The organism is Vibrio porteresiae DSM 19223 (assembly GCF_024347055.1).
Lineage (GTDB): Bacteria > Pseudomonadota > Gammaproteobacteria > Enterobacterales > Vibrionaceae > Vibrio > Vibrio porteresiae.
Genome location: NZ_AP024895.1, coordinates 1,469,191 through 1,495,177, shown reverse-complemented (window position 1 = coordinate 1,495,177; position 25,987 = coordinate 1,469,191). Strand labels below are relative to the sequence as shown.

General features: G+C 44.1%; 26 protein-coding genes and 1 riboswitch. Of the genes, 12 read left to right on the top strand and 14 right to left on the bottom strand.

Features of this window, described 5'->3' with window-relative positions; all coding sequences use genetic code 11:
- Positions 1-45: 45 nt before the first annotated feature.
- On the bottom strand, positions 46-1,983 hold the full coding sequence (locus OCV11_RS06920; protein ID WP_261895893.1) for an AAA family ATPase: 1,938 nt from the start codon (positions 1,981-1,983) through the stop codon (positions 46-48).
- Positions 1,984-2,307: 324 nt separating this feature from the next.
- The gene (locus tag OCV11_RS06915) at positions 2,308-3,039 is read right to left on the bottom strand and encodes a glycosyltransferase family 2 protein (RefSeq protein WP_261895892.1); all 732 of its coding nucleotides are present in this window, start codon (positions 3,037-3,039) and stop codon (positions 2,308-2,310) included.
- A 346-nt stretch (positions 3,040-3,385) separates the two neighbouring features.
- On the opposite strand from OCV11_RS06915, the gene rplY reads away from it, so the two are divergent.
- Positions 3,386-3,664, top strand: coding sequence for a 50S ribosomal protein L25 (gene rplY / locus OCV11_RS06910; RefSeq protein WP_261895891.1), 279 nt, complete (start codon positions 3,386-3,388; stop codon positions 3,662-3,664).
- 268 nt (positions 3,665-3,932) lie between these two features.
- Positions 3,933-4,238 carry a DUF4282 domain-containing protein gene (locus tag OCV11_RS06905; RefSeq protein WP_261895890.1) on the top strand — a complete coding sequence of 102 codons (306 nt, stop codon included), beginning with the start codon at positions 3,933-3,935 and terminating at the stop codon, positions 4,236-4,238.
- Between the two features lie 113 nt (positions 4,239-4,351).
- On the opposite strand, the gene OCV11_RS06900 is transcribed toward OCV11_RS06905, so the two are convergent.
- The 6 genes from OCV11_RS06900 to rarD all read right to left on the bottom strand — a co-directional run bounded on the left by OCV11_RS06900 (position 4,352) and on the right by rarD (position 11,860).
- A complete protein-coding gene (locus tag OCV11_RS06900; protein WP_261895889.1) occupies positions 4,352-5,419 on the bottom strand; it encodes a FecCD family ABC transporter permease in 1,068 nt (355 codons plus the stop codon).
- The gene (locus OCV11_RS06895; RefSeq protein WP_261895887.1) at positions 5,409-6,206 is read right to left on the bottom strand and encodes an ABC transporter ATP-binding protein; all 798 of its coding nucleotides are present in this window, start codon (positions 6,204-6,206) and stop codon (positions 5,409-5,411) included. The genes OCV11_RS06900 and OCV11_RS06895 overlap by 11 nt, the downstream gene beginning before the upstream one ends.
- 9 nt (positions 6,207-6,215) lie before the next feature.
- Positions 6,216-7,331, bottom strand: coding sequence for an ABC transporter substrate-binding protein (locus tag OCV11_RS06890; protein WP_261895885.1), 1,116 nt, complete (start codon positions 7,329-7,331; stop codon positions 6,216-6,218).
- Positions 7,332-7,396: 65 nt separating this feature from the next.
- Positions 7,397-9,589 carry a TonB-dependent receptor gene (locus OCV11_RS06885; RefSeq protein ID WP_261895884.1) on the bottom strand — a complete coding sequence of 731 codons (2,193 nt, stop codon included), beginning with the start codon at positions 9,587-9,589 and terminating at the stop codon, positions 7,397-7,399.
- A 493-nt stretch (positions 9,590-10,082) separates the two neighbouring features.
- On the bottom strand, positions 10,083-10,787 hold the full coding sequence (locus tag OCV11_RS06880; RefSeq protein WP_261895882.1) for a hypothetical protein: 705 nt from the start codon (positions 10,785-10,787) through the stop codon (positions 10,083-10,085).
- 182 nt (positions 10,788-10,969) lie between these two features.
- Positions 10,970-11,860 carry an EamA family transporter RarD gene (rarD, locus tag OCV11_RS06875; protein WP_261895881.1) on the bottom strand — a complete coding sequence of 297 codons (891 nt, stop codon included), beginning with the start codon at positions 11,858-11,860 and terminating at the stop codon, positions 10,970-10,972.
- A gap of 556 nt (positions 11,861-12,416) precedes the next feature.
- On the opposite strand from rarD, the gene OCV11_RS06870 reads away from it, so the two are divergent.
- Positions 12,417-13,157: an NADPH-dependent oxidoreductase gene (locus OCV11_RS06870; protein ID WP_261895880.1), complete on the top strand. Its 741-nt coding sequence runs from the start codon at positions 12,417-12,419 to the stop codon at positions 13,155-13,157.
- A 212-nt stretch (positions 13,158-13,369) separates the two neighbouring features.
- The gene (locus OCV11_RS06865) at positions 13,370-13,663 is read left to right on the top strand and encodes a hypothetical protein (RefSeq protein WP_261895879.1); all 294 of its coding nucleotides are present in this window, start codon (positions 13,370-13,372) and stop codon (positions 13,661-13,663) included.
- Positions 13,664-13,827: 164 nt separating this feature from the next.
- Here OCV11_RS06865 and OCV11_RS06860 read toward each other — a convergent pair whose 3' ends face one another.
- Positions 13,828-14,034, bottom strand: a complete 207-nt coding sequence (locus OCV11_RS06860) for a TOBE domain-containing protein (protein ID WP_261895877.1) — start codon at positions 14,032-14,034, stop codon at positions 13,828-13,830.
- A 281-nt stretch (positions 14,035-14,315) separates the two neighbouring features.
- Positions 14,316-14,480: riboswitch (yybP-ykoY riboswitch) on the top strand.
- An 8-nt stretch (positions 14,481-14,488) separates the two neighbouring features.
- Here OCV11_RS06860 and mntP point away from each other — a divergent pair.
- A complete protein-coding gene (gene mntP / locus OCV11_RS06855; RefSeq protein WP_261895875.1) occupies positions 14,489-15,073 on the top strand; it encodes a manganese efflux pump MntP in 585 nt (194 codons plus the stop codon).
- 4 nt (positions 15,074-15,077) lie between these two features.
- On the opposite strand, the gene OCV11_RS06850 is transcribed toward mntP, so the two are convergent.
- Entirely contained in the window at positions 15,078-16,256 is a 1,179-nt protein-coding gene (locus OCV11_RS06850) for a flagellin N-terminal helical domain-containing protein (protein WP_261895874.1), read from the bottom strand.
- 357 nt (positions 16,257-16,613) lie between these two features.
- Between OCV11_RS06850 and OCV11_RS06845 the strand changes: the two genes are divergently transcribed.
- Positions 16,614-17,666 (top strand): GGDEF domain-containing protein, encoded by a 1,053-nt coding sequence (locus OCV11_RS06845; protein ID WP_261895872.1) that lies wholly within the window; start codon positions 16,614-16,616, stop codon positions 17,664-17,666.
- A gap of 81 nt (positions 17,667-17,747) precedes the next feature.
- On the opposite strand, the gene OCV11_RS06840 is transcribed toward OCV11_RS06845, so the two are convergent.
- The 3 genes from OCV11_RS06840 to OCV11_RS06830 form a co-directional block, all read right to left on the bottom strand.
- Positions 17,748-18,653 carry a DMT family transporter gene (locus OCV11_RS06840; protein ID WP_261895871.1) on the bottom strand — a complete coding sequence of 302 codons (906 nt, stop codon included), beginning with the start codon at positions 18,651-18,653 and terminating at the stop codon, positions 17,748-17,750.
- Positions 18,654-18,770: 117 nt separating this feature from the next.
- Positions 18,771-19,478 (bottom strand): helix-turn-helix domain-containing protein, encoded by a 708-nt coding sequence (locus OCV11_RS06835; RefSeq protein WP_261895869.1) that lies wholly within the window; start codon positions 19,476-19,478, stop codon positions 18,771-18,773.
- Positions 19,463-20,050 (bottom strand): GNAT family N-acetyltransferase, encoded by a 588-nt coding sequence (locus OCV11_RS06830; protein WP_261895868.1) that lies wholly within the window; start codon positions 20,048-20,050, stop codon positions 19,463-19,465. The genes OCV11_RS06835 and OCV11_RS06830 overlap by 16 nt, the downstream gene beginning before the upstream one ends.
- Before the next feature lie 327 nt (positions 20,051-20,377).
- On the opposite strand from OCV11_RS06830, the gene nikA reads away from it, so the two are divergent.
- The 6 genes from nikA to nikR are packed head-to-tail and all read left to right on the top strand — an operon-like array spanning position 20,378 to position 25,758.
- Positions 20,378-21,952, top strand: coding sequence for a nickel ABC transporter substrate-binding protein (gene nikA / locus OCV11_RS06825; protein ID WP_261895866.1), 1,575 nt, complete (start codon positions 20,378-20,380; stop codon positions 21,950-21,952).
- Positions 21,952-22,899, top strand: a complete 948-nt coding sequence (gene nikB / locus OCV11_RS06820; protein ID WP_261895864.1) for a nickel ABC transporter permease subunit NikB — start codon at positions 21,952-21,954, stop codon at positions 22,897-22,899. The genes nikA and nikB overlap by 1 nt, the downstream gene beginning before the upstream one ends.
- Entirely contained in the window at positions 22,896-23,726 is an 831-nt protein-coding gene (nikC, locus tag OCV11_RS06815) for a nickel ABC transporter permease subunit NikC (RefSeq protein WP_261895862.1), read from the top strand. Before nikB ends, nikC begins: the two co-directional genes overlap by 4 nt.
- Positions 23,726-24,517 carry an ATP-binding cassette domain-containing protein gene (locus OCV11_RS06810; protein WP_261895861.1) on the top strand — a complete coding sequence of 264 codons (792 nt, stop codon included), beginning with the start codon at positions 23,726-23,728 and terminating at the stop codon, positions 24,515-24,517. Before nikC ends, OCV11_RS06810 begins: the two co-directional genes overlap by 1 nt.
- Positions 24,514-25,311: a nickel import ATP-binding protein NikE gene (gene nikE / locus OCV11_RS06805; RefSeq protein ID WP_261895859.1), complete on the top strand. Its 798-nt coding sequence runs from the start codon at positions 24,514-24,516 to the stop codon at positions 25,309-25,311. The genes OCV11_RS06810 and nikE overlap by 4 nt, the downstream gene beginning before the upstream one ends.
- 6 nt (positions 25,312-25,317) lie before the next feature.
- Positions 25,318-25,758, top strand: coding sequence for a nickel-responsive transcriptional regulator NikR (nikR, locus tag OCV11_RS06800; RefSeq protein WP_261895858.1), 441 nt, complete (start codon positions 25,318-25,320; stop codon positions 25,756-25,758).
- A 16-nt stretch (positions 25,759-25,774) separates the two neighbouring features.
- On the opposite strand, the gene OCV11_RS06795 is transcribed toward nikR, so the two are convergent.
- Positions 25,775-25,942 (bottom strand): hypothetical protein, encoded by a 168-nt coding sequence (locus OCV11_RS06795; RefSeq protein WP_261895857.1) that lies wholly within the window; start codon positions 25,940-25,942, stop codon positions 25,775-25,777.
- Between the last annotated feature and the right edge of the window lie 45 nt (positions 25,943-25,987).

Below are 25,987 nucleotides of genomic sequence, written 5' to 3'. Positions count from 1 at the left end.
TCATAGTCACTAAAATTATTTATATCCAAATTAATAAGTTTATATCTAGTTGAGAAACTTTATTATCTCATTAATCCAGCTTGGTATATTTTTATCTTTATCTAGCTCAACATATTTAAGGGCGAAATTTATTTTTACATTAGGGAGATCAAAAAAATTCGCCAATGCCGATTTTTGTGATTCAGTCCAGTCAAATGCTAACCCTGAACACGACTTTTCATATTTTATACTTATATTATTCATTAATTCCTTTAAATCATCTTCATATCCATTTTCATAAAAATAATTCAAAGATTCAAGAAAAACCTCCCCTACCAAACTATCTTCTATTTCTGTTGGTGGATAAAATGCAGTATCAGAAGTTTTCTTTAATATTGTTCTTTTCGTTTCTAAACAGTTTGACAATCTATTTATTCTGATGGAGTTTAACTCTCCTTCTGGATTGTATTTCTCATACATTCTATCCGTATCCAATAGCATGAACACTTTGCCTATAATATAATCCCGCTCTTCACTTAATGCTAAATAAAGATAAGAATATAGTTTTTTTACATTGCTAGCTTTACCTATGGGTAGTATGTATACATCTTTTTGTCCTTTCAAAAAGTGTTCTAGGTATATTTTATCAGATGAACCCTCACAAATAATCCAATTATAGTCTTTTGAAGTAATTGATGCGACTATTGATTGGACTAAATCATTAGTTCCTTTTAACTCTATCTCTCTTGGTAATTTCCCTTTAGTTTCTTTTCTAAGTCTCTTAAATTCATCTCTAAAGCATCGTAGATCTATTTGCCTACATACTTTATTTTCATCTAAGTCAGCTACATAGACTGATAGTCCATTGCTTATTATTGGCATGAAACCATACCAATGAGTAGTTATCAGTGTTTGCACACCAAAGTTAGATATTTCTTTTACTTTTTCAAACTGTTCAAAGCATGATGATGTATGAAGGGATATTTCAGGCTCATCAATAGCTAAAATAATTCTTTTGTTAGTTTTTTCATGAGTATTTATTAAGAATGCTTTTGCTAAATCAATTAAAGCCATTCTTTTTTCACCTGAACTAAGATTATAAATAGGTGTGGTATCACTTCCGGTTTTTAAATTTAATACTTTTGACTCAAAATAAGTATCTATTATTTTACTTGAAAGGTGAGACAAATTAAATAGAGTTTGCTTTTGCCCTGGCTTTTTATAAGTATATTTTTCCAAGTCAGATGATGTCTTTCTTATGAATTCGTCAAGTTGCCGATTTATATCTTTTATAAATTTTGTATCAACCGCTGATTTAATCATATCCTCAACAGTTGTTCCCATTAGAGCTTGTATTGTATCACTTTCTATTTTTGTATATTCTTCAAAATCTATATCTGAAGGTATATGGATATATTTGTAGTTTTGTTGTAAATATGAATAAATTTTTTCCAAAGCATCTTCAAGGTTGACATCTAACTCATCTTTTAGTCTACCTTTATAATCATCAATCGCATCAAATATGCTTAGTGATTTAATTGTTGCTCTTGGTCTTAGAGATGTTATCTTCAAGCCTAATGGAAATAAAAAATATTCATTATGTACATTTGATCTCTCTTTAATTAAGGCGTCACGATGAGAGCAAAATTCTTTTGATATTCTATGTTGCGAGCTATTAAAATCATCAAATTCTAACTGCCATGTTATATCGCTAATAACGTTCAAATACTTATATATGTTAGCTGTGGGATTGATATTTTTTTTAGATATAAAAAATATTGGGCAGATAGTAGGTTCTCGTTCCTGAACACCTTTACTCGTTGAGTGATGAAGATTCCAGTCTGCTTGTGGTTTATTAAAATAAGTATCTAGCGCTTCGATTACCGAGCTCTTCCCTATACCATTTTCACCAACGAAAGCTGTAAAGTTGTTGCTATTAGATACTGGTACATAAGTTAGCCTACCGTATGTCTTGTAACTTCTTAAAATTAAAGAAAATAGCATATCTAAGTCACCTTTTTTTCTTTATAGTAATATGCTCTTTAATGCATTTCAACGAGCTGCTTTAAAAGTAACTAATTAGGGGCAAAGTAACAGTTGTATTCCTATTGATAGCAGATTTTGGGAATCATAAACTCTAAGTCCATTAGTTTTATGCCATACCTGAACGGAAAAAAGAAAGGGGGCAAAACCTTGTTAGAGCAGCAGGCAATAAAAAGTCCCAGCAGCTGGCAGGCTGCTGGGACATATCGCTCAATACGTTAACGTTTTTGTGGACGCAAAGGGGACTGCCTTTACTAAATTAACGTGTAGCGCGATGAGGTCGGCTTACTGTTCATAGTGACCAAATTGATACGGAATTTCACGATTACGCATCTCGCCTAAGAACAGTCGACGCAGGTTCGCTTTTAAATACAACCCGCCCGTTTTTAAGTAACCGTCTTGCTCAAGCCGTCTTGGGTCAAATTCAAACTTAACCGACGCTGGCAACATACGGTAACGCCATGTTTTAGAAGCTCGTTTTACATAATCACAATCTTCACACAGTTCAATCTGTTCATCAAAACCATTGAGTTCTTTATGCACTCTTTGAGTTGAGAACAAACACGCTCCTACCGCGGTTGGGAAGAAGAATTGCGATGCATACAAGCCTGAGTTGAACAGACTGTAACCTAATTTGTACTTCATCGACAAGTGCTGAGCACTGCGATACACACCGGCAACTTCCAACTTGCTCTCTTCTAACGCTTCCATGGCGTTATCAAGAAAATCGGGTGGTAAACGAACATCTGCATCTAAAAACAGCAAACGTTCATGTTTTGCTAGTGCTGCACCAGTATTACGCCCCAGACTAACACCACGTTGATCCATTTTATGGATGGTCATCGCAGGCAAATGTGCTTGGTAACCTTTGGCGACTTGCAAGGTGAGGTCATCACTGTTTGAGTCAACCAAGATCACTTCAAAATGACGATAATTTTGGCCAACTAAGTCACTCAAAAGACGGCCAATGCGTTTTTCTTCATTAAGGGTAATGATAACGATACTAATAGGCTTCATGTGGGCTCCTCGTTGGTATATCCACGTTTTAAAGCCACTTTACGTGAACACAACTGAACCCATGCTGATCTCAATATTCAGATTCGGTTCATCTAAGATAGAGAGGTTACCCTTCCCTTTTTATCTTATTTGGGTAACATTTCACCACTTCGCTGCAGAAGAGAGCAAAAGCCCTTTAAACCTAGAGAAAAGAACAATTTCTATTGCTCTCACGGCGTTGGAATGTTAGTATCCGCGCTCGTTTTGAAGTGCTTGTTTTGCATTTCGAAACTTTACTACAGATGAACAAGGTCGCATTGTTCCTGTAAACTCGTTTTTTTTATTTTACTATTTGAGAGTAAATACTATGAAATTTGAAGCAGTAGTACGTACTGAACTAGGTAAAGGTGCGAGCCGCCGCCTACGTATGGCTGGTGAGTTTCCTGCTATCGTTTACGGTGGTGAAGCAGCTCCAGTATCAATCGCGTTGAATCACGATGAAGTGATGAACCAAATGGACAAACCTGAATTCTACGAAGCAATCACTCTAGTGATCGACGGTCAAGAAGTTAAGGTTAAACCACAAGACGTTCAACGCCACGCGTACAAGCCAAAAGTTGAACACATGGACTTCATCCGTATCTAATTCTCCTTACCAGAGATTTAGCTAGGATTTATTCCAGCCTTTTGCATTAAGATTATCGGCCTTACCATCCGAAACATCTAAAAATTCGAAACCCCGATGCTACCAACATCGGGGTTTCACCGTTTTTAAGCCACCTATATTTGTCCCTTGTTACCACAAACATCCCACTTTGTAAGCTTATAAAAATACTCCCCTGCTTTATCACGCGTACTATTGCGCTCATTCGGTTGGCAACTCGATTTGCTGGAATAACACTAAGGATAAGGCAATGAAATCTGTTCTCGTATTTGACTCTATGTTAACCCCAAAATTGATCACCGCTCTGTACTGGTTACTGCTGGTGATCTCATTTTTATCTGGAGTAGGCACGATGTTTAGTGGCTATGGTGGCGTGACCTTTATGAGCTTCTTATTGGGATTGGTCACCATGCTTGGGTGCGCAGTGGCCGCACGCATCTGGTGTGAACTGATGATCGTGATTTTTAAAATCAACGATAACTTGCAAGGTTTACGCGATAGCAATTTACGCGCGAACAATGTACTCAATAATAATGAACTCAATAACAAGGAGTAATCACGACTGCGTCAATTGGCACGGTGAGTAGCAACCCAACGTGCCCAAAATAGCATCTCTTTTGCACCCTCACTCAAGGTTACAAAGAGCGGTTGCCCCATTATTCCTAAGCACTAATTCCACCCTTGTTTAGCTCGGTGTAACACCAGCAAGAACATCGGAAGCCCCATACACTCAGTGACGATCCCAATTGGAATTTCAACCTGCGCCGCCGTGCGAGCAACACAATCGGCTAACACAAGAAAAACAGCACCAAGCAAGGTACTGGCTGGCAGAAGTCGAGTATTCATCGGCCCAAGCACTAAACGCGCGATGTGCGGAGCAAGTAGACCTATCCAACCAATCATCCCAGCTATCGAGACAGATAAAGCGGAAATGAGCGTTGCCAATCCAATCACCACGTAACGTACCGTTTTGACTGGCACACCCAATGATAAAGCTTCTTGATCACCCATCGACAAGATGTCTAATGCTCGCCCCAGCATCCAGAGCAATAGTGTGGATATCACGATTGGGATAGCAAGCCAAAGAGTCTCGCTGAGCGAGGTCATACCTAAGCTCCCCATCAACCAATAAGTGATTGATGGCAGCTCATCGGTTGGATCGGCAAGGTATTTGATGATGGAAAGAAAAGCGCCGAACAACGCGGAGCTCAACATCCCACCAAGAATCAACATGATAAGTGAGGCGCCACCAAACATCTGCCCGATCAACAGCCCTACCATAACGGCAACTAAACCAAAGCCAAACGCCCAGACTTGAATCCACAGGTCGCTTTGGTGCAAGAGCATCCCAAGTGTCGCACCAAAAGCAGCTCCTGATAGCACTCCCAAAATTCCAGGCGAAACAAGAGGGTTACGAAATATCGCTTGATACGCTGAGCCAGCCGTTGCCAAAGCCATACCAACGATAACCGCGGCTAATACTCGAGGTAAGCGAATGGCAAAGATGACATCGTGAATCAGCAGTTCATGCTCATTAAGCGGCGCATTTTGTAATTCTCGACCCAGTGCCGTAACCACTTGCTGCCAACTGACTGGGTAACTTCCCACGGTCAGCCCAAAGACCAATACGATAAGAACTAAGGCGAGTAACCCCACCATTTTCAATCCATAACTGTGCCACAAGCTCACTAACCTCTCTGAGCTTTGGCTTGTTTTATCGAGCAACTCAGAGCTCATGCTCACCTCCTCGCACCGCAGGTGTCATCACTAGCGCTAACTCCTGAGCAGATAGACCATACAATTTCGCCATTGCTGCACAAGTGAGCACCTCCTTCGGAGTACCTTGTTGGATCAATCTTCCCTCGGCAAGGAGTACCACTCTCTGGGCGATCGCTTGGGCATGTTGAGGATGATGTGTACTCATCAGCACTGAAATGCCGCGTTGAGTGAGCCTTTTTAACTGACCTAAAAATCGTGCTTGATGACCAAAGTCAAGGGCAGAAGCAGGTTCATCAAGCAGCAACAACTTTGCCCCCTGCATCAGAGCTCGACAAAGTAACACCAACTGCCTTTCACCACCGGAAATGTGGGTGTACGCACGATGAGCCAAGTGGGCAATTTGAAATTCTTCAAGTAATGTCAGAGCTCGAGAGCGGTCTTCCTTACTCTGCTTACCTAAAAATCCGTTACGTGCAAAACAGCCCATCTCGATAATCTCATGAACTTTGTAAGGAAATGGACACTGGTGATATTGAGGAACATAGGCGATGTGAGAGGCAAGCTCCTGGCGACTCATGTTGTTCATGGGTTTATCTCCCAACAAAATTTCCCCTTGCTGGGGCGTTAAAAAACCCAACAATAGCTGCAAAAGGGTACTTTTCCCCGCACCATTGGCTCCCAATAAAGAGACGATTTCACCTTGTGCGACTTGTAGCGATACATCACTAATCAGTGGCGTTTGCCCGTAACTAAAAGCTAAATGGCGCGCCGTTAACAACGGCACCGATTGATAGGCTTTATCCATAAAGTCTCCTCAATGCGTCGGATGAAGGAAGTCATCCACTTCCGCTGCTGTTAACGTCACTGCATAAAAACGCTGATAAAAGTCTTGGGTAATGTGCGCCATATCTAAATCAGAAAATAGGTCTGGGTAGAGTGTCTTTGCTAACCAAACAAACTGCAGCGCCTCTTCAGAAGTTTCACGACACCAAAAGAACAGCCCACGAGGATTGACTACGACATGATGCTGCTTTACTGCGCGCACACTATGCCATTGTGGGGAGGTAAGAATGGTCTGTGCGTCCTTAGCGGTCATGGCAATGATGACGTCGGGATCTGCCGCCATGATCTTCTCAATATTGACATTGGCCTTGCCGTAATGGGTAGGTCCAAGGTGCCAATGTTCAGCAACGTTAATCCCGCCGCCCAAATCAATCCAATCCTGATTTAGCGATGGTCGGCCTGAGGTTAAAAGAGGCATCCCCGACGCCACATAGACTTTGAGCCTCTGCTTGGAAGGAATGGTAGATAACCGCTCTTTGACTAACTGTTCATTGGCACGAAAATAATCTTGGTACTGTTTGGCCTTAATTGCTGCCTGCGGTCCTAATAGTTCTCCAGTAATACCAACACGTTCCACCAACGCGGCCAATGAGTTGCTGTGAAAACTCGCCACGGCGATACCAGCTTGTTCGAGCTGATGCTGTTTTGCTGGTGAAAGTCCATAGGGTGAGAACAATATATCCGGATGAAGCGCCACTAGGGCTTCAACGTTGATGTCATTGGCATGCCCCATGGTCGCCAATGCCGTATGTGCAATCGACGGAACAAAGCGACGAAAAGCGGGAATGCTTTTGGCTACTCGTGTCGTTGCGACAATTTTGTCGCCAGCCCCAAGCATCACCAGAATGGAATTTTGTGCTTCCCATGCAGAAGCCACTTTATGAATGGTTTTAGGAACCGTGACCTCAACATGATCGTAATAGGTCACCGTATGAACGGCAGGCGTTCCGGTAAAAATGGGATGGGAGGAAGGAACATCAGCGAAAACTTTCGTCACGCACAATACCCCCACCAGCAAACACATCGTTGTTAGAAAATAGGGTTTCAAACTCGCTGGTTTTAACCATGGCATTCGTTTTATAGCCATACTAAATGTCCTGAAAATAAGCACTGACAAAACGGTGCAGCATAGCTGCACCGCGAACGACATCATTAAAATTCAATAGAAGTAGTGAGATTGGCTTGTAGCGGATCGCCGAGGAAGGCTGAACCACCAGAGCTGGCATTACCGTAGATCGTGGATGGGAATACCGATGCCCAGTAACGTTCATTGGTTACGTTAGTCACATTCAAACGAACGGTCATTTTTTTACCGTAGAAGCGGCGAGTGATGTATTTGGCACCTAAATCTAGTGTGGTATACGCACTTACCCAAATATCGTTATCGGCATCAGCGGCACGTTTGCCCACATAGTGCACGTTTGCGTTTACAGAAAATCCAGGTAAGTCGATAAAGTCGTATTCCGCTAATAGGTTGGCTTGAAAACGTGGTACACCAACCACACGTTTGTTTTCCGCAGATTCACTAAAGGCGTCAGTTAAAGTGGCGTCTAACCAGGTGCCGTTCGCCATCACTTTCACTTGGGAGGTTACATTACCGTTGAGACCTAACTCTAAACCATAATTTCGCTGCATCCCCTGAACTTGATACACATTATTCGACGCATAAGCCAATGGACGTTTGATTCTAAACAGTGCCAAGTTAGCATCCATTCCAGCAAAACTCTGTTTAACACCCGTTTCAATTTGACGGCTGCGATAAGGAGCTAAGGTTTCGCCGTAGTTATCATAGTCCGTATCCGTCACCACTTGCCCAGCTTCAAGCGTGTCAGAATACGCTACGTAAGTCATGGTGTCGGTTAAAGGTTTATACATCACCGATTCAGTGCTGCTCACACCATCGTCGTGGTAATCACTCGATGAACTATTGAGGGTATCGAAATGGCTGTAACTTCCCACTAATAGCATTGACCATTGATCATTAAACTGAATCAAATCGCCCAATATGCCTGACTGTGTGATGGTTTTTGATGCTAATGAGTAATCGCCATCGGTGTAGAAAGTTGGTGAATCAGCCTGTTGCGGATCATCCAAATCAATATTAGAACCTAAGGTATAGCGACTTACCCCAGAGTTACCTGTCACTGAATAGTTTTTCCAATCGTACCCCGTTGTTCCCACCGTCATTTGGTGGTCAATACCCGCAGTGGAAAAATTGCCATTAAAGCGAGCTTCATTACTGATCAGTTTGAAACGACGAGCCACTTTTTGGGTCGACACAGTTTGCGTGAACGTGCCATCCCCGTTAATGGTGTTAGTTGGAGATGTCATTGTACGATCGACTTTCTGCCCCAACATGCCCGCTTCAAATTTCCACGTATCATTGATGTCGTGTTTGACTTTAAAGCTGCCCGTTGTGGTTTCTAGATCACTCCCCGCAAAGCTCTGACCATAACCACGCTTAGTCGGGTCAACAGCACTGGGTAAACCTGACGAAACAGTGTAGGAAAAGGAGCCAGGAAATCCATATTTTTTATAGCGATAGTAGCTACCATTAAGCTCAATGGTGGTTTGATCGGTGGCGTAGATATCAAACGCTAGCCCAACCGCTTTGCGGTCAATTTGTGAGCCAGAGACGTAACCTGCGCCCTGCTCTTTGATTAGATTGATTCGATATCCTAAGTGTTGATATGGCGTACCACCGAGATCAAGAGCCAGTTTACGCGCACCATTACTGTCTAAACCGACATTGACATTATTAAGATAATCGAGCGTTGGTCGCTTAAATTCATAGTTAAAGTTTCCTGCGGGCGTTGCTGACCCATATAGCGCACCGGTTAAGCTATGAATCACTTCAACACGTTGATAAAGCTCGATAGGTTGTGCTGTTGTGGCGACCACATTCATACCATCAAGATGAGTATTTGCCACAACACTACCTTCAACACCACGTGTTTGCGGACGCCCTACATCCATGCCACCACGCGCTTCCATCTGCGCAGAAGAGTCGTACTTTAACACCCCATCTAAGCCCGTAATTTGGCGGTCTTCCAACATATCTTGATTAAAGACAGTGGCGGCATAAGGCAAATCATGCAAGTTTTGCTCACCAAGTGGCCCCATGGTGACACTTTTAGGACGAAAAGTGGTGCCTTTCTCTTTATCTCCCATGACAACAATGGTTTCGGTTTGAACTTTTGAATTTGTTTTATTTTGAGCCTGATTTTTATTTGACTCACTGGTGCTGGAATTTTCATCTGCCGAATAGGCTGCTGTAGAAACCATCATACTTGAGAGAATCATGCTCAATGCGATATTTATTTTATTGTAGCGAAATTTATTCATTACATTACCCACTTGCTCATAAACAAAAACCACTCATTAAAATTGACTTATTAAAAACATACGGATAAATCAGACCCATATGTATTAATAGAATCTAACTATATAGAATGGCATTTTAAAAAACTAAGATAAAACTTCGCTGCTTGAAGGGCTTTATGAATGTTTATTATTTTTCTTATGAGTTGACTAAACCTGTGAGAGGCCAAAACACAACACCATATGTAACAATACGTTGCGCGCCATAGCCATGTGGGTCAAATAAATTTACACAAATTGACGTTAATGAATATGTGTTTTTATTTATTCACACTTACTCATTTATTGTCTATTTTCATTAAACTACCACTCGGGGATAAGCATAATTTCAGATTATCATCTTCATAAATATATATTATAAAAATAATCCTATTTTGCACTGGATTAATGACTCTTAATCATTAAAATCCAGCGACAATAAAATATCCAAATAGAACATATTATTTGGTACTTGATATTAATAAATTTGCTTATCTATTGATTGTTTGGCGAGCACTTGAGTAATCGATAAATTTTGATACCAATTATTAAATACCAATTCAATCTCGTTTAATTTCATCGAGCCAAAATAGGTTGTTCGCCATTTTTTGCATAAGGAGAGAAGCGCGAGAGGGTTCTTTAGCGGTTGGCAAAAACGCACGCACGAACTGTGCGCAGTCGCGATTTTGTAGCGACTATCAATACTCGATCTCAGTCCGGATGACTGATAACGTTCTCTGAGAGTTTGCCGTAATTGGTCTAATCCCTCACCTTGGGTAAATCCTTGTATAAGAAGACAAGATGGTGAGGCGGTGATACCGCTAAACTCAATTTCTATCGGCTGTTGGTGTTGTTTAACGACATCAAGGAAAATGTCGATATACGCCTGACTATCAATATCATCAAGACGAAAACCACTAACACAGCTAATGATCGACAACAGCGTGATATGCAGTTCACTGACGGGATGGTAATACTGAGAAGGCTCTAACTCTCTAACACAACGAAGAAATTCTCCGATATTGCGCGTCAAAGACGAGCTATGAGGCGCTAAATAAGCCAAAGCAGTGATACCACGGCGGTCATCCTCTTCAAGCTTACTCAACCAAGGGTCAAGGACATAGTTTCCCTCTTCCATCGCACTGACAAATGAGCGCCACATTCCGTCATAAATGGTCTGCATCCGATGCTCTCCTTACCTGTTAACTTAAAGCGCGCTCAACTTCGTCTTTTGTCGATAGTTTATGTTGAGCATGAGTGTTATTTATCCTATCACGTCAACAAGTTAGCTAGGTAAAAAAAGAGACAGCTTGAAAACCGTCTCTTAATGAATGGTGTCATTGAACCAAGCCTAACGCTCGTCAATTAGGCATAACGCAACCGCACTTTATGCACCAAACTGAGTATCCCTTCTAACACTAACAACGCCACCGCACACCAAATCGGTACATAAGTAAAGAGCTGCGCTTGGGAAATGGTTTCACCCAATAAAATCGATACGATCACCAGCCACACCGGCTCCACATACCCCAATAAGCCAAACAGGCTTAGCGGCAGTAAGCGGCTCGAAATGATGTATGCGATAAAAGCAATCGCACTGATTAACGCCAAAAACAGCAATAACAGTGGCAAATGATGATTGATGCTCAAGGTCACTGAGTAATCTTCAACTTGAGTGGTAAACCAAGCTGCAACAGGCAAAATAAACATCATGTCAAACCAAAAGCCACCCAGATGGTTGGCATCTAAATATCGGCGCCACATGAAGTAGATGGGAAATCCACAAGCGACAAGCGCCGTCTCCCAAGAGATTCCACCCATTTGCAACACTTCGTGTCCTACGCCAATAGCGGCGCTGATTCCAGCCAAAATTTGGATCGGTGTTAAATGTTCACGGTAAACAAAACGGCCCACCAATAGCATCGTTAACGGCAGCAGAAAATACCCTTCAGAGACCTGCATCGCTCGACCATTAATCGGGGCCCACATAAACAGCAGTTGTTGCACGCCGAGTAATCCCGAAGAAATCGCTAAGTACAAAATCAAAATGGGTTTTTGCTTGATACGTTGAAACAGCTTAGTGACCAACTGGAAATCACCAGAAAACCAGAGAAATGCGGTAATAAATGGAAACGTCAGCAACATCCGCCAACCATAAATCTGTTGGCCAGTCAGAGGCATTAGCAAGGTAGCGTAATAATACAATCCACCAAAAAGACTGCTCGAAAGAACAGAAAGAAAGACCCCTTTAAACATCGATACACCCAAGAAAATGACAGATAAAATGATGAATTGCTCATCTGTTTGTCTGAGGCAAATAGCTCTGTCATTCGCATTTATCACGGTGACAACCTTGTAAAAATACTAAGTTGTCGCAGCTAAAGAGCATGCTAAGTGAAAAACATCTTTGTAATAGTTCACCCTTACTCAGTCTTTAATCGACTCTTTTAACTGGGTGTGACTTGGGAGATGTTAACTGTGAACAACACGGATTAAGCGCTTCTCTGCGGCAGAAACGGGCGCAATTATTTCAGTAAGCAACATAAAGCACAATAGGCCACTTTGAGAAGTTTTCGTGACAGGTTGGCCACCACCCACTCCACCCGATATTGTGCTTATAGATAGCCAGAATTGCCAAATTAACGACTGTTTAGCCGCCTATCTTGTCATGCCGCAGCACCAAATTCGCTGATTAAAATTTGTTATCACCCATGATGTGTTATTTAAATCACTCAGCGACGAAATTTGGCATCAAAGCAAATTGGCGTTAGAGTAGTTGGTTCGCATAAGAAAGATAACTAAGGATCATGAAATGAACGATGTACTTCGTACTCTTTTCAACCACAAAAGCGATCGTCTATTTACTGATGAAACCATCGATGATGCAGCGCTCGACAACATCATCAACGCCGCTTATCACGCACCGACGTCCATCAACTCTCAGCAAGTTTCAGTGATTGTCGTGCGAGACCAAGAGCGCCGAGCTCACCTAGCACAGCTGTGCGGCAACCAACCTTGGGTGGCAAAAGCGCCTGTTTTCTTGGTGTTTGTCTTCGACATGCATAAAACAGAGCTAGGTATGGCGCAAGTAGAGGTGAAACAGCAAGCTCATGAGAGCATTGAGGCGATTGTCTCTGGTGCAACTGATGTGGGGATCGCGTTAAGTAGTTCACTGGTGGCTGCGCACTCTCTTGGTTTGGGCGGAGTGCCTATTGGTGGCATTCGCTTGCATCCACAACAAGTCGTTGAATACCTGAACTTACCACAACACACCTTTGCCGTAGCTGGCTTAGCGATTGGTCATATTGAGCAGCACGCTCACGTCAAACCTCGCTTACCGATGGCAACGTTCCGCCATGAAGAACGTTATCAAGAAGCAAACATGGTCGAGCATATCCAACAGTACAACCAACAATTGCTAGAACATTGGCAAAACATTGGCCGTAGCGAGGGTGAAGATTGGAGTCATTCGATTGCCAATTACTACCAACGTGTTTACTACCCAGATGTGGCACCAACATTGAAAAAACAGGGTTTCACCAATAAGTTCTAAAGCCATTACGCTTATGACTGCATTGCTGACTTAGCTTATAAAGGCTTCCTCTTGGAAGCCTTTATTATTATAACTCATAGAGTTAGCTAGATATTGTTAGATTTATCGACGAATTTGGATGTTTTACACCTTAAATACCGTGAAGTTTCTCAACCGAATCTTGTAATTTCCGTGACAATACGACTTATTTTTCGCCATATACTGACAAAAAAATGAATAGTAAGAATTGGCTAGAGATTATGACTCCATCACTCAATACGTTTATTGCTCGTAGCAAAGAGAGTTTTGACGATTTCGTTGAATCGATTTTTGCTCAGCAGCCTTGTAGCATCCACTGTCAATTTCCGAGAGCTTGGCTCTCCGATGTTGATATTCATCGCCTAGAACGCACCAATGTTAAAGTGCTCTCTTTTACGCGCGAAGGATACATGGTTAAGCACGACAAATTATGGCAGCCTATCGACCCAAAGTTAGGTGCTAGTGCTCAAGTGATGCTCACGCACTAAATCCTTAAAGGTCATGGCTAAATAAAGACCAGTACCATAGACGATGTAAAGACAAAAAGAATGCATAAATAAAAGCAGCCTACCGAGGGCTGCTTTTATTATTCCTGCTGGCTAAAAAAAAGCACTGTCGCTTAAGCCTTATACCCAGTGGTCATGATTGGGTATTACGCGCCAACCATGACGTTTGAAGCTTTGATGATGGCAGTAGCAGGCTTACCCACTTCCAAACCTATATTTTTTACTGCGCTCATCGTAATAATTGACGCAATCACCAAGCCATCCGCTAACTCGATTAATACTTCTGCATTAACCGCGCCTTCATTGATCTCTTTGACGATACCTTCAAACTGGTTTCTTGCACTGATTTTCATAACGATTCCTTATACTAAACATAATTCAGGGTCAAAATGGCCCAACCGCACACAATCCATCGGTGGATGAGAAAACGACATATGCATTCATTTTATATGAGACAATAGTCACATTCGATACTATGATAAAACATATGGGTATTCAAGCAATTACCACTTTCATAATCATCTCATGGATGTCACTCACCACTGCAAATGAGATTCATTATCATATAACTTAATGATTTTACTTACTTTTCCTTACAGCCTCTGGGTTGATAGAGCAAAACTTGGGTGGTATATTGCGCCTCGTTGGGGAGTAGCCTACTTTCGTAAGAAAGCGTTTGTATCAACATAATCGGCCTCATTGCCGTGGTGCAGACACCTTTTCGGTTGGCAAGACCATCGATTTAATCATGCTGATGTTCGGGCGTGTGGTTAAGTCGTGGTTTTTGTAGCCCGAGAGGAACCCAAATTGAATTTTATCGCTCTACTTTTGTTAGCTTTTGCTATGTCTACGGATGCCTTTGCCGCTGCGATTGGTAAAGGTGCAACCTTACAACGTCCTCGTTTTTCCGATGCCCTACGCATGGGTATTCTTTTCGGTGTCATTGAAGCCATTACCCCACTTATCGGTTGGTTCTTAGGGCAATTTGCCTCTGCTTATGTTGAAGCTTGGGATCACTGGATAGCGTTCATTCTGCTCGCCTTTCTTGGCCTGAATATGATCAAATCTGGCTTGTCTAATAACGACGATGAAGAGGTTGATAAAGCCGATAAGCACTCGTTTCTCTCTTTAGTCTTAACTGCCATCGCAACCAGTATTGATTCTGCAGCCGTCGGGGTGAGCTTAGCGTTTGTTAACGTGAGTATCGTTGAAGCCGCTATTCTTATTGGGCTTGCAACCACCGTTATGGTGACGCTTGGTGTGATGATAGGTCGAGTGGTAGGCAACTTAGTTGGTCACCGTGCCGAACTGCTTGGTGGTGTAACTCTCATTATCATTGGTTTGTGGATTTTAGGTGAACACACCGGCATTATCACCAGCGCGATGCTTTAATTCGTTAGCTTAACAAGCGAATCGCCTCTTGAGGGGTTTGATTGGCCTGCCCTAGCATAGTGACGTTGGCCTGCTTCAATATTTGTTCGCGGGTCAACTTCTGCGCTTCTTTGGCAAAATCGGTGTCGCGGATTTGGCCATGACTGCTCGCGACACTAATCGAGCTTTGGGTTAAATTATCGATAGCATGAGCAAAACGATTTTGCAATGTACCTAACTTTGCCCGATGACTATTCACAAAACCCATCACTTCATCAAGGCGCTTGAGCACTTCATCGGTGTGATGCCCAGGAGAAAGGACCGGCAGTAGCAAAGGAGAATCTTGCTCAGGCTTGATTGACATCTCTCCATCCACTCCATAAAAAGGTGAGCGACTGAGTGAACTCGCGCCTTGAAATGGGTCATGTAGGTAGCGATCACTCCCTTTGGCATAATAGACCAAGCGCTGACCACTATGGTCATCGGTCGTTTCAATCTCAGCATGCAAATAGTCACCCAAATGACTATTGATTTTGGCGGCAACGTCATGCATCGATTCCCCACCAGCCAATTCGATTTCGACAGATGGTTTATAAGGATTGGTATCATCGCGAAAACGAAATATGTCGCCTTTTTGCCCCTGCCAATCGGAATGAACGTAAGCGTAACGAGCGCGAATCGGTTCATTATTGACATTCGCTTGATCGCGAATTTGGCTTAAATCTGGCAGATTGACTTTAATTGCCTCGCCGGATTGAGCGCCGATTTGAAATGAGCGTTCACTGTTCCAGCCCGTTAATAGGTTCTGACCACCAAAACGGGTGGTTTGAGTGATATGACCAAGTTCATCTTTCAACGAGTCAAATTCATCTCGAATCGCGCCTTGCTCATCGGATGAATTGGCACCATTTGCGTATTGTAATGTCAAATCACGCATACGCATTAATACTTCATTGTACTGCTTGAGGGCTCCTTCGGCGGTCTCCACCACAGAAATACCCTCATTCGCATTACGACTGGCAATATCAAAGCCACTCTTTTGTGCTTGTAAACGACTTGCGATTTGCAAACCAGAGGCATCATCTTTCGCACTATTGATCTTTTGTCCAGACGTCAGCCGTTGCAGCGAATTATCGACGCGACGATTTGCGCCATCTAAATACCGCTGTGTTAGCAAACTGGTCAAATTGGTACGTAAGTTCACCGTCATATCACTAGAACGAATGCCCCTTGCCGATGTTATTTTGCATTAAGTCGTTGTATACGAAGTTGTAAATCTCTTTTTATACCTTAGTTACGTTAACGGCACATTCCTGAAAAAATGAACCCCAGCAGCTCTATATTAAGTGATGAATATCACATAAACACCTTCCATATTGCGATTGACCAAAATCAAATTAATTTCATTCTCTTTGAAATACACCCAAGAAGAGTGATACCCAACCTAGAGATTCCTCTACTAATATCTTGGGGAAATAATATAGAGCAACTTCAGTTGCATAAGTTGCATCTTAACAACGCCTCAGTCAGGCAACCTTCGATAGGCACAAATAGGTAGTAAATGAGTACACAGTTCGAGGCTTGGTTTTTCAACAACCGTCTGCCACAAATACGCTATATGATGCTTTTCACCGCGCCACTGTATATGTTGTACGGCTTCATCGAATTTCAGATGGATTTACCAATGCCCGAATTGCGGGTGTTTTTCCACGGATTGTTTATCCCATCAATCTTGATGGTTGTCTTTGGCATGACTTACGTCCCCACATTTACTACGGTAATGAAAACGTTACTGTTTTTCTCCCCTATTGTAGCCATAGTTGGCAACTTATATCTCAACGTGGGTACGGCTGCCTTTGATTGCTTCGTTCCCGAGATTTATCTCTGTATGATTTGGACTTTAGCGATGTCGGGCCTATCGATTCGACTAGGAAGCCTTGCGGTATTGGTCTATGTCATCTTGACCTTATTGTTTCATTATTCACGAGACGCGGAACAGCCATTTATGTTTTTGTATTTCTTGTGGATGCTATCGTCAGCGGTGTTTGGGTTGGTCACGGCGATCTTCTATCGACAGATCAGCCTCTCTATTTATCAGCAGCAGCAAAAACTGGCTGAAATTGCCGATATGGATAACCTCACCCATCTATTAAATCGTCATGCCATGCAGCGTTATTTTCACCAGAGTCAGCAAGCACAGCATCTGCCAATTTCAGTGCTGATGATCGATTTGGATTATTTTAAGCAGGTCAACGACACCTTTGGCCACATGGTCGGAGACGGTCTACTCGTTGAATTTGGCAAATTGCTACAGGAGCACGTACGCCGCGGCGATCGCGTAGGCCGTTTTGGGGGGGAAGAGTTTTGTGTGGTGATGCCAAATACCCAATTAACTCAGGCTCAAACTGTCGCAGAATCTCTCCTTGCGATCATCCACAACCACCATTTTAAACATGTGGATTCGTTAACTGCCAGTGTTGGCGTGGCACAAGCGCTTACTGAAGAGAGTTTTGAGGGTGTACTAACCCGTGCTGATCAAGCACTTTTCCTCGCCAAAAGTGATGGTCGTAATAACGTCAAAATATTTTTGCCAACATCCGCAGTGTACGCTTGATTGGAGTACGCAGCATTGCAAAGGACGAGGTGAGCGAAATATCGGTAAATCAAACATAACCAAACCGCAGCGCAATGGATTTTATACTGGGTTGTACTCCACTTTGACGTTTCGATTTGGCCAAGATTGAATTAACAAACAAATCATGATGGCCACCATCCCTATCCAACCAAACAAATTGAGTTTTTCCCCGACAATCGTGACTGCCAGCAGAGTTGCTATCAAAGGTTCTAGCAGACTCAGCAACGTTGCCTGACTTGCCGCTACCGTTTTTAACCCATAGCCAAAGAGCAAGTATCCGGTGCAAATAGGGATAACAATCATATAGCTTGCCACCCATAAATGATGACTATCTGATAGCCAAGCATGACCTGTCCACCAAAGGCTGGGAACCAACAAAACGGCGCTAACACCAAACTGGCACCCCATGGCACTTGCCGATTTGACTCCACGCTCAATAAGTTGTTTAGCAACCCACGTGTATCCTGCATAGGCAAATCCGCTCAAGGCAGCAATAAAGATACCCAGCGCAAACAGGCCGTTAGCATCATCAACCATCGCTTTTGGTGTATCTTGCCAGCTCATCAGAATGACACCTATGACTCCGCAACATAAACTGCCAATCCAACGTCGACCAAAATGGCCTTGTTTACTAAGCACACGTTCCAATATCGCAGCAGCAAACGGAGAGGTTGCAATGCAAATCACGGTGCCAATCGCCACTCCAGAGAAGCGCATGGAGGTATAAAACGCCATCGGATAGAACGCCACACAAAGGCCACCTAACAGACACAGCCGATAGTTAACACACAATGTCTTCCAATCTTGGCGTATCGATTTATAGGCGGTTAAAGATAATAGTGTTCCACCTAACCCTGTAGACAATGCGCCCAAAGCATAAGAGGTCACGTCGGGAACTTGCGCAGCCATCGTTCCTGTTGTTCCCCAAAATACTGAGGCGAGTAAAATTGCAAAAACGCCGTACACCACCGACTCCAACACGTTGAATATGGACTCAATGTAACATTAAAAATGGAAGATGACTTTGCCGAAAAGACGCTTTAATTGTTTGTTGCGGCGCACCAATTACCGTTGAACCAACCGCTAACGAGCTAAGGCGCGTGGTGATAAGCCAAAGTAAGCAGAGAAACGACGACTGAAGGCCGACAAATCTTGGTATCCGACGCGCTCTGCAACGGTTTGTACGGTCAAATCGGTGTGGGTTAGCAACGCTTTGGCCTTTAACATGCGTTGTTCAGTGATGAACTGAAACGTGGTCAAGCCGGTCTCTTGCTTAAAGCGCTTTTTAAATTGAGTAGGACTTAAATACGCCAAAGCCGACAATTCATCTAATGTTAGGCAATCCGCTAAATGCTCAGTAATGTAGGTTTGCACCAGATGAATGCGTGGATCATGACGTCCATCGAACGTTTGCCTAGCCAATAATTGGTCAAACATGCTTTCCAACGCTTGCTCCATTTCCCCATCAACTTGATATTCCAGTTGAGTTTCGACATAAAAGAGATAGCTCAATAATGGAGGGGTAACAGAAAAGCAGCTACAGGGAGAGATGGTCATGGTGACCGGTAATTCATCCATATCCGCCACAATAAAGCGTGCAGCTTCATCGGCAGAAAAGAGATGCTCCTCACCTGCGCGGATAATCACACATTCACCGACCGAGACTTTGCCAGAGAAAGCAGCGACGCGAATATTGATACTCCCCGCCACGGGTAACACTAATTGATGATAATCGTGGGTATGGCTATGTTTTTGCTTTGTATAAGCGCGAATAGTTAGGCTAGTTGACATACAGCAGTCGCTTCGTTCAACGCTTTTCGTGCATAAATAACGACATTATCTAATAACCCACTAGGTAGAGTTGCCGCGCGTTTCAATGTCGATTGATAATGAAAACCACAGGTTAAGGCTAAGCCGCGATTAATAAGATCGGTCTCTTTGCACCTCAGTTCCAGTGAACTTTCCGGGCGTTGGTGATGAAGTTCTTGTTGGATCAGCAGCAATGCCAGCCTCGCCACACCATTACCCGCAAAGCTAGGGCGAATCCAACAGTCAAGTTGAATCCGATCTTCAGAGTCATGCGCCTGTGCTAGGCGGATGCAGCCGGTCCACTCATCTCGCACATTATCCCAAATCACTAAAGTAAACCGCTCGGTATTGTCTTGCCACTCGCAGGACATCTGATGTAGCGCGTCTTCAATTTGGGTTAGCGAAGGCTTTAGATCCACCTTAGGTAGAAAAGGAAGCAACTCATTGCAGCTCTCTTTTTGAATGGTTTGCCATATTCTAAGCGCCAAATGAGCACTGGGTTTTACCACAGTGACACGGTCATTATGCATGATTTGAAAAGGTTCAACCTTCATTGACTATTCCACGTTAAGCGAATAAGAACTCTATCGTAACAGGCGATTTCTCACGGCTTAGCATCACGATAACCGAATGCGATAATAGCCGAATGTTTTAGTTATCATTAAGTTATTTATCACATTTTTATCAATTAGTGCTATTACTTATCGAATAACCTTCATTCTTTAACTCGGTTGTCAGTGGCTACACCTTATCTACAGGCAATATTCAACTACATGCACCAAATTAATGCACCAAGTTGAATAAAGATTGATATAGATCGGGTTGCAGTGTGATCTTTTCAATAAAATGTCTTACCACTTGTCTCTCACTTGAATATCGTCATGGCATCGTCTTGTGTAAAACTTTGGATCGCAGCACTTTTAGCCCTCTGTAGTTGGCCCAGCTCTTCGGCTAATCATCTTAATTTCGCTTGGCCTGTCAATGTAGGGCCGCTTAATCCTCACCTTTATGCGCCCAACCAGATGTTTGCCCAAAGCATGGTCTACGAGCCACTGATCAAATATCAACAAGATGGAACAGTAACGCCTTGGTTAGCAACTCGCTGGACGCTCTCTCCCGATGGACGAACTTATACGTTTACCCTTCGCCACCACGTATTTTTCTCTAACGGTGAAACCTTTAATGCTCAAGCGGTGGTGGCTAACTTTCGTGCGGTAATGGATAACAAAGAGCGCCACTCTTGGCTTGAATTAGTTAACCAAATTGAGTCATTTCAAGCCATTAACGACGATACGTTCCAACTCACTCTAAAACACCCTTACTACCCAGCGTTACTTGAGCTCTCCTTGCCTCGCCCATTTCGCTTTATTGCCCCATCCCAATTTATCAACCATGAAACGAAAAATGGCATTAATAAACCCATCGGGACAGGGCCGTGGATGCTGACACAAATCCGCCTCAACCAATTTGATGAATTTGTCCGCAATCCAAACTACTGGGGTGATACGCCGGCGCTTGATTCGATTACGGTCAAAGTGATTCCCGATCCAAACAGCCGTGCTATGGCCTTTGAAACCGGTGAAGTCGATCTGCTTTATGGCGTCGATGGCAGTGTGTCACCAGACACTTTTGAACGTTTTCGCCAATCAGGCTTATATACCACCGAACTCTCCGAACCAATTGAAACGATTGATCTTGCGTTAAATACCCACAAAGGGCCAACAATAGATAAAGCCGTACGCCAAGCGATAAATCACGCCGTTAACAAACACTTGATGCTCGATACCGTGCTTTACCATACCCAACTGCCCGCTGATAGTTTGTTCGCCCCCTCAGTTCCCTATGCCAATATCGGACTTTTGCCTTTCAGCTATGACCCAAACCTTGCAAATCAACTGTTAGAGGAGGCTGGATGGCGCTTTGGCCAAGATAAAACCGTACGTTATAAAGGCGCTCAACGGCTCAGTATTGACTTAATTTACATGGGAACGAATGCCGTCAATAAATCACTGGCCGAGATCATCCAAGGAGACTTAAGAAAAATTGGCATTGAGGTCAATTTGATTGGCGAAGAAGAGAGCTCCGTTTATCACCGCCAAAAATCCGGTGAGTTTGGCATGATTTTCAACCGGACTTGGGGCGCGCCGTACGACCCACATGCCTTTATGAGCTCAATGCGTGTCCCATCGCATGCCGATTATCAAGCTCAATTGGGATTAGCAGATAAGCCACTGATCGATCGTGAAATTGCGCAGGCACTGATCACCACCAGCGAACCAGAGCGTCAAGCACTGTATCGCGACATCATGACGCGCTTGCATTCTGAGGCAGTCTATTTGCCACTGACTTGGGTACGAATGTACGTTGTTGCCAACCCAAAACTCGGCAATATTCCTTTTAATCCCATTCCAAGTGACATTCCTTTCGAACGCATCAAGCCCAAAGGAGCGCTGTAATGGTTAGGTTTATCCTACATCGTCTCCTGACTTTAATTCCTATTTTGCTGTGCGCTTCTGTGGTGATCTTTTTTATGCTGCGTTTAGGGCCAAGCGATCCAGCGATGGATTACTTGCGCTTATCAGGGCTTCCACCCACCGATGCCTTACTTAATAGCACTCGAGAGCTGTTAGGACTGAATGAACCGCTGTTAATTCAGTACATCGTTTGGCTGAAAAAGGCGTTGGTTTTGGATTTTGGGATCTCCTACACCACAGGACGTGCGGTATTTCCTGAACTGTTGCACTTTATTCCCGCCACCTTGCTTTTGGCAGGCACGGCACTGGCGTTGATTTTGCTGATTTCCATTCCAATGGGCATTATCGCTGCACGTTTTCGTAACCAGCTACCGGATCATCTGGTGCGCGTGGTGATGTTTATTGGCGTCAGTATCCCTAATTTCTGGCTCGCCTTTTTATTGGTCATGCTGTTTTCTATTTATCTGCATTGGCTTCCCGCCCTTGGCTTTGGTGGCCTATCTCATCTGTGGCTGCCTGCATTTTCTATTGCCTTGATGTCACTCTCAATTAATGCGCGGCTTATTCGTGCCAACATGCTCGAGATAGCCAACCAGCGGCATGTCACATGGGCAAGATTGCGTGGTATTAGTGAGCGGCGTATCGAACTCTCGCATATCTTGCGTAATGCGATGTTACCGGTCGTCACCTCGCTTGGAATGCACATCGGTGAATTAATTGGTGGCACGCTGGTCGTCGAAAGTATTTTTGGCTGGCCTGGGGTTGGTCGTTACGCTGTCACGGCAGTATTCAACCGAGACTATCCTGTGATTCAATGCGTCACCTTGGCCATGGTGGTGATTTATGTTCTCTGTAACCTGTTGGTGGATATTGTTTGCGCTGGAGTTGATCCACGAATTCGCAAATCAACCTTGGAGAGCCACGTATGAACGGTTTTTCCCAACATAAACTCAATACCTTGGCGCTGTTATTGGTCACCATGATTGTCCTGGTGGCCCTAGTCGGTCCTTATTGGTTAAGCGCCGACCCCAACAGCATCGATTTAAGTCAACGCCTTTTGCCGCCCTCGTATCATCACTGGTTTGGCACTGACCATCTGGGGCGAGATATCTTGACCCGTTTAGTCGTTGGTAGCCGAGTATCATTGAGCGCGGTAGCGACTGCCATTGGTCTCATCTTGGTGGTGGGGATTACCGTTGGCACTCTCTCGGGTTTGGTTGGAGGAAAAACGGATGCACTGTTGATGCGCATAACCGATGTGTTTCTTACCTTCCCAACATTAGTACTCGCACTGTTTATGGTGGCAGTACTTGGTACAGGAATCACCAATGTTATTTTGGCGATTGTCCTTTCCCATTGGGCTTGGTATGCCCGTATGGTACGAAGCGTTGTCATCTCAATGAAAAACCGAGATTTTATCCTCGCCGCTCGCATGTCAGGCAATCACGGGATAAGCCTGTTTAAAGAACATTTACTGGTGCCTATTTTCTCGCAAATGGGGGTGCTAGCCACCATGGATATTGGACATATGATGCTGCACATTGCCGGGATGTCCTTTTTAGGATTGGGCGTCAAAGCCCCTACCCCAGAATGGGGAGTGATGATCAGCGATGCGCGCCAGTACATCTGGACAGAACCGTTACTGATGTTATGGCCGGGTTTAGCGCTGTTTGTTTGTGTTGTCGCGTTTAACTGGTTAGGCGATGCGTTACGTGACCATTTAGATCCCTTTTTAGCTCGGGAGCACTGCCACTGATGAACCCACTTCTGCAATTAGAGACCATCTCGGTCTATTTAGGCGCAACACCGTTAGTCAAAGAGGTGTCGCTCTCGCTTCACAGTGGCGAAACCGTCGCGCTGATAGGGGCCAGTGGCTCAGGAAAATCGCTTACCTGTAGCGCCGCACTGGGGGTTTTGCCCCACGGTTTGACGCAAACCAGTGGCCGAGTACTCATCAATGGTCACGAGATGTCTGCTGAACAATTACGTGGGCGCTATGTTTCAACCATTATGCAAAACCCTCGCAGTGCGTTTAATCCTGTCCATACCATGTGGCAACATGCTCAAGAGACATTGCACGCTGCCCATGGCATTGTTCCTCCCGATGCCAGAGCTCAAGTCACAAAACAGATGCTCAGCGCCGGATTAGAAGATGTGGCCGCGGTGATGAAACTCTATCCGCACGAGATGAGTGGTGGCATGTTGCAACGCATGATGATCGCCCTCGTGATGCTCAGTAACGCTCCGTTTCTTTTTGCTGATGAACCCACCACAGATCTTGACCTAGTCATGCAATCCAACATATTGAATCTGTTAGAATCACTCGTAAGCAGCGAACGTTTAGGGATGCTTTTGATTACCCACGACATGGGGGTGGTTGCTAGGCTAGCCCATCGGGTGCTCGTCATGGAACAGGGGCAAATTGTAGAACGAGCAGATATCACAACGTTATTTCATCATCCTCGCCATCCCGTGACGCGCGAACTGATTGGTGCGCATCTCTCTTTATATGGCCTTTCTCTTTCTGATTTGGAGCCTGCATTATGATTTTGTTAACCACCTATCATCTCTCTCATGGTTATCGGCGCTTCTCACTGCTCCATCGCCACACCTATCGAGAGATTCTTAAAGACATTACCTTAAACCTTCATAGTGGCGAATCGGTCGCTCTGATTGGCCAAAGTGGCAGTGGCAAAAGCACATTTGCTCGCACCTTATGTGGGCTTGAGGTACCGGCGATGGGAGAAGTGGTATTTCGCGGTCGCACGACAAAGCAGATGAATCAACGTCAAAAGCACGAAATGCACCGGCATATTCAAATGGTGTTTCAAGATTCGGTCAGCGCCGTCAATCCACGCAAAACGATTCGCGACATTATCGCTGAGCCACTGCGTCATCTGGCGGATATGGATAAACATCATCAGGAACAACGTATCACGGAGCTGTTACTCAGTTTAGATCTCAAGCCCGAGGATATGGATAAACGTCCAGCTCAGATGAGTGGTGGTCAACTACAAAGAGTGTGCATTGCCCGCGCTCTTGCTCTACAACCGGAGCTTGTTATTCTCGATGAAGCGCTCTCTAATCTCGATTTGGTATTGCAAATTCAGCTCATTGATTTACTCAAAGAGATTCAACGCAAAACTGGGACAGCTTGGCTACTTGTGACCCACGATTTGCGTATCGCCCAACGTTTTTGCGACAGAATAATGGTGATGGATAACGGGCAAATTGTCGAAGAGTGCCACACCGGAGACACACCCCACTTTCAACATCCCGCCTCTATTCGTCTTAAAGAAGCTATCTTGCCACCGTTACCAACCATGGTAACGCAATCTTAGGAAATCATGATGCAACGAATTACGATCACAATGGATGATGAGCTGGCCGCTTACTTGGACGACTATATCGCACAAAAATCTTATCCAAGTCGCTCTGAAGCAGTGAGAGATTTGGTGCGCGATGCGTTAGTGACTCATCATCAGCAATCCGATGAACAGCACTGCTTTGGCATACTTTCCTATCTTTATGAGCACAATACCCGAGAACTTGCTCGACGCCTCACCGATACACAACATCACCATCACGACTTATCGGTTTCAACGCTGCACATGCATGTTAATGAAGAGGATTGTTTGGAGGTGAGCATATTGAAAGGAGAACGTCGTGAGTTGGAACAGTTCGCTGATAGCGTTACTTCACAGCGCGGTGTGAATCATGGGCATTTGCAGTTAGTGCCTGCTCCTGACACTCATGCCCATTCACATGAGCATGAGCATCAACAATAACTAATCAAAGAGTTAATTAGCAAGGGTGCCCAGGGTTACAACCACTGTTGCCTGGACCTGGGCCACGCTGGGGCGATACATGAGACGGCCCTGGCTCTGCGTGTGGATGATGCCCATGCGGTGGAGGCAAAATACAACCACCCAACAATAGAGCACCTAACAGGGGTAACCATTTTAATTTCATCACTACTTCCTTTCTCTTGCATCCCCAGTACCACCTCAATCGCTA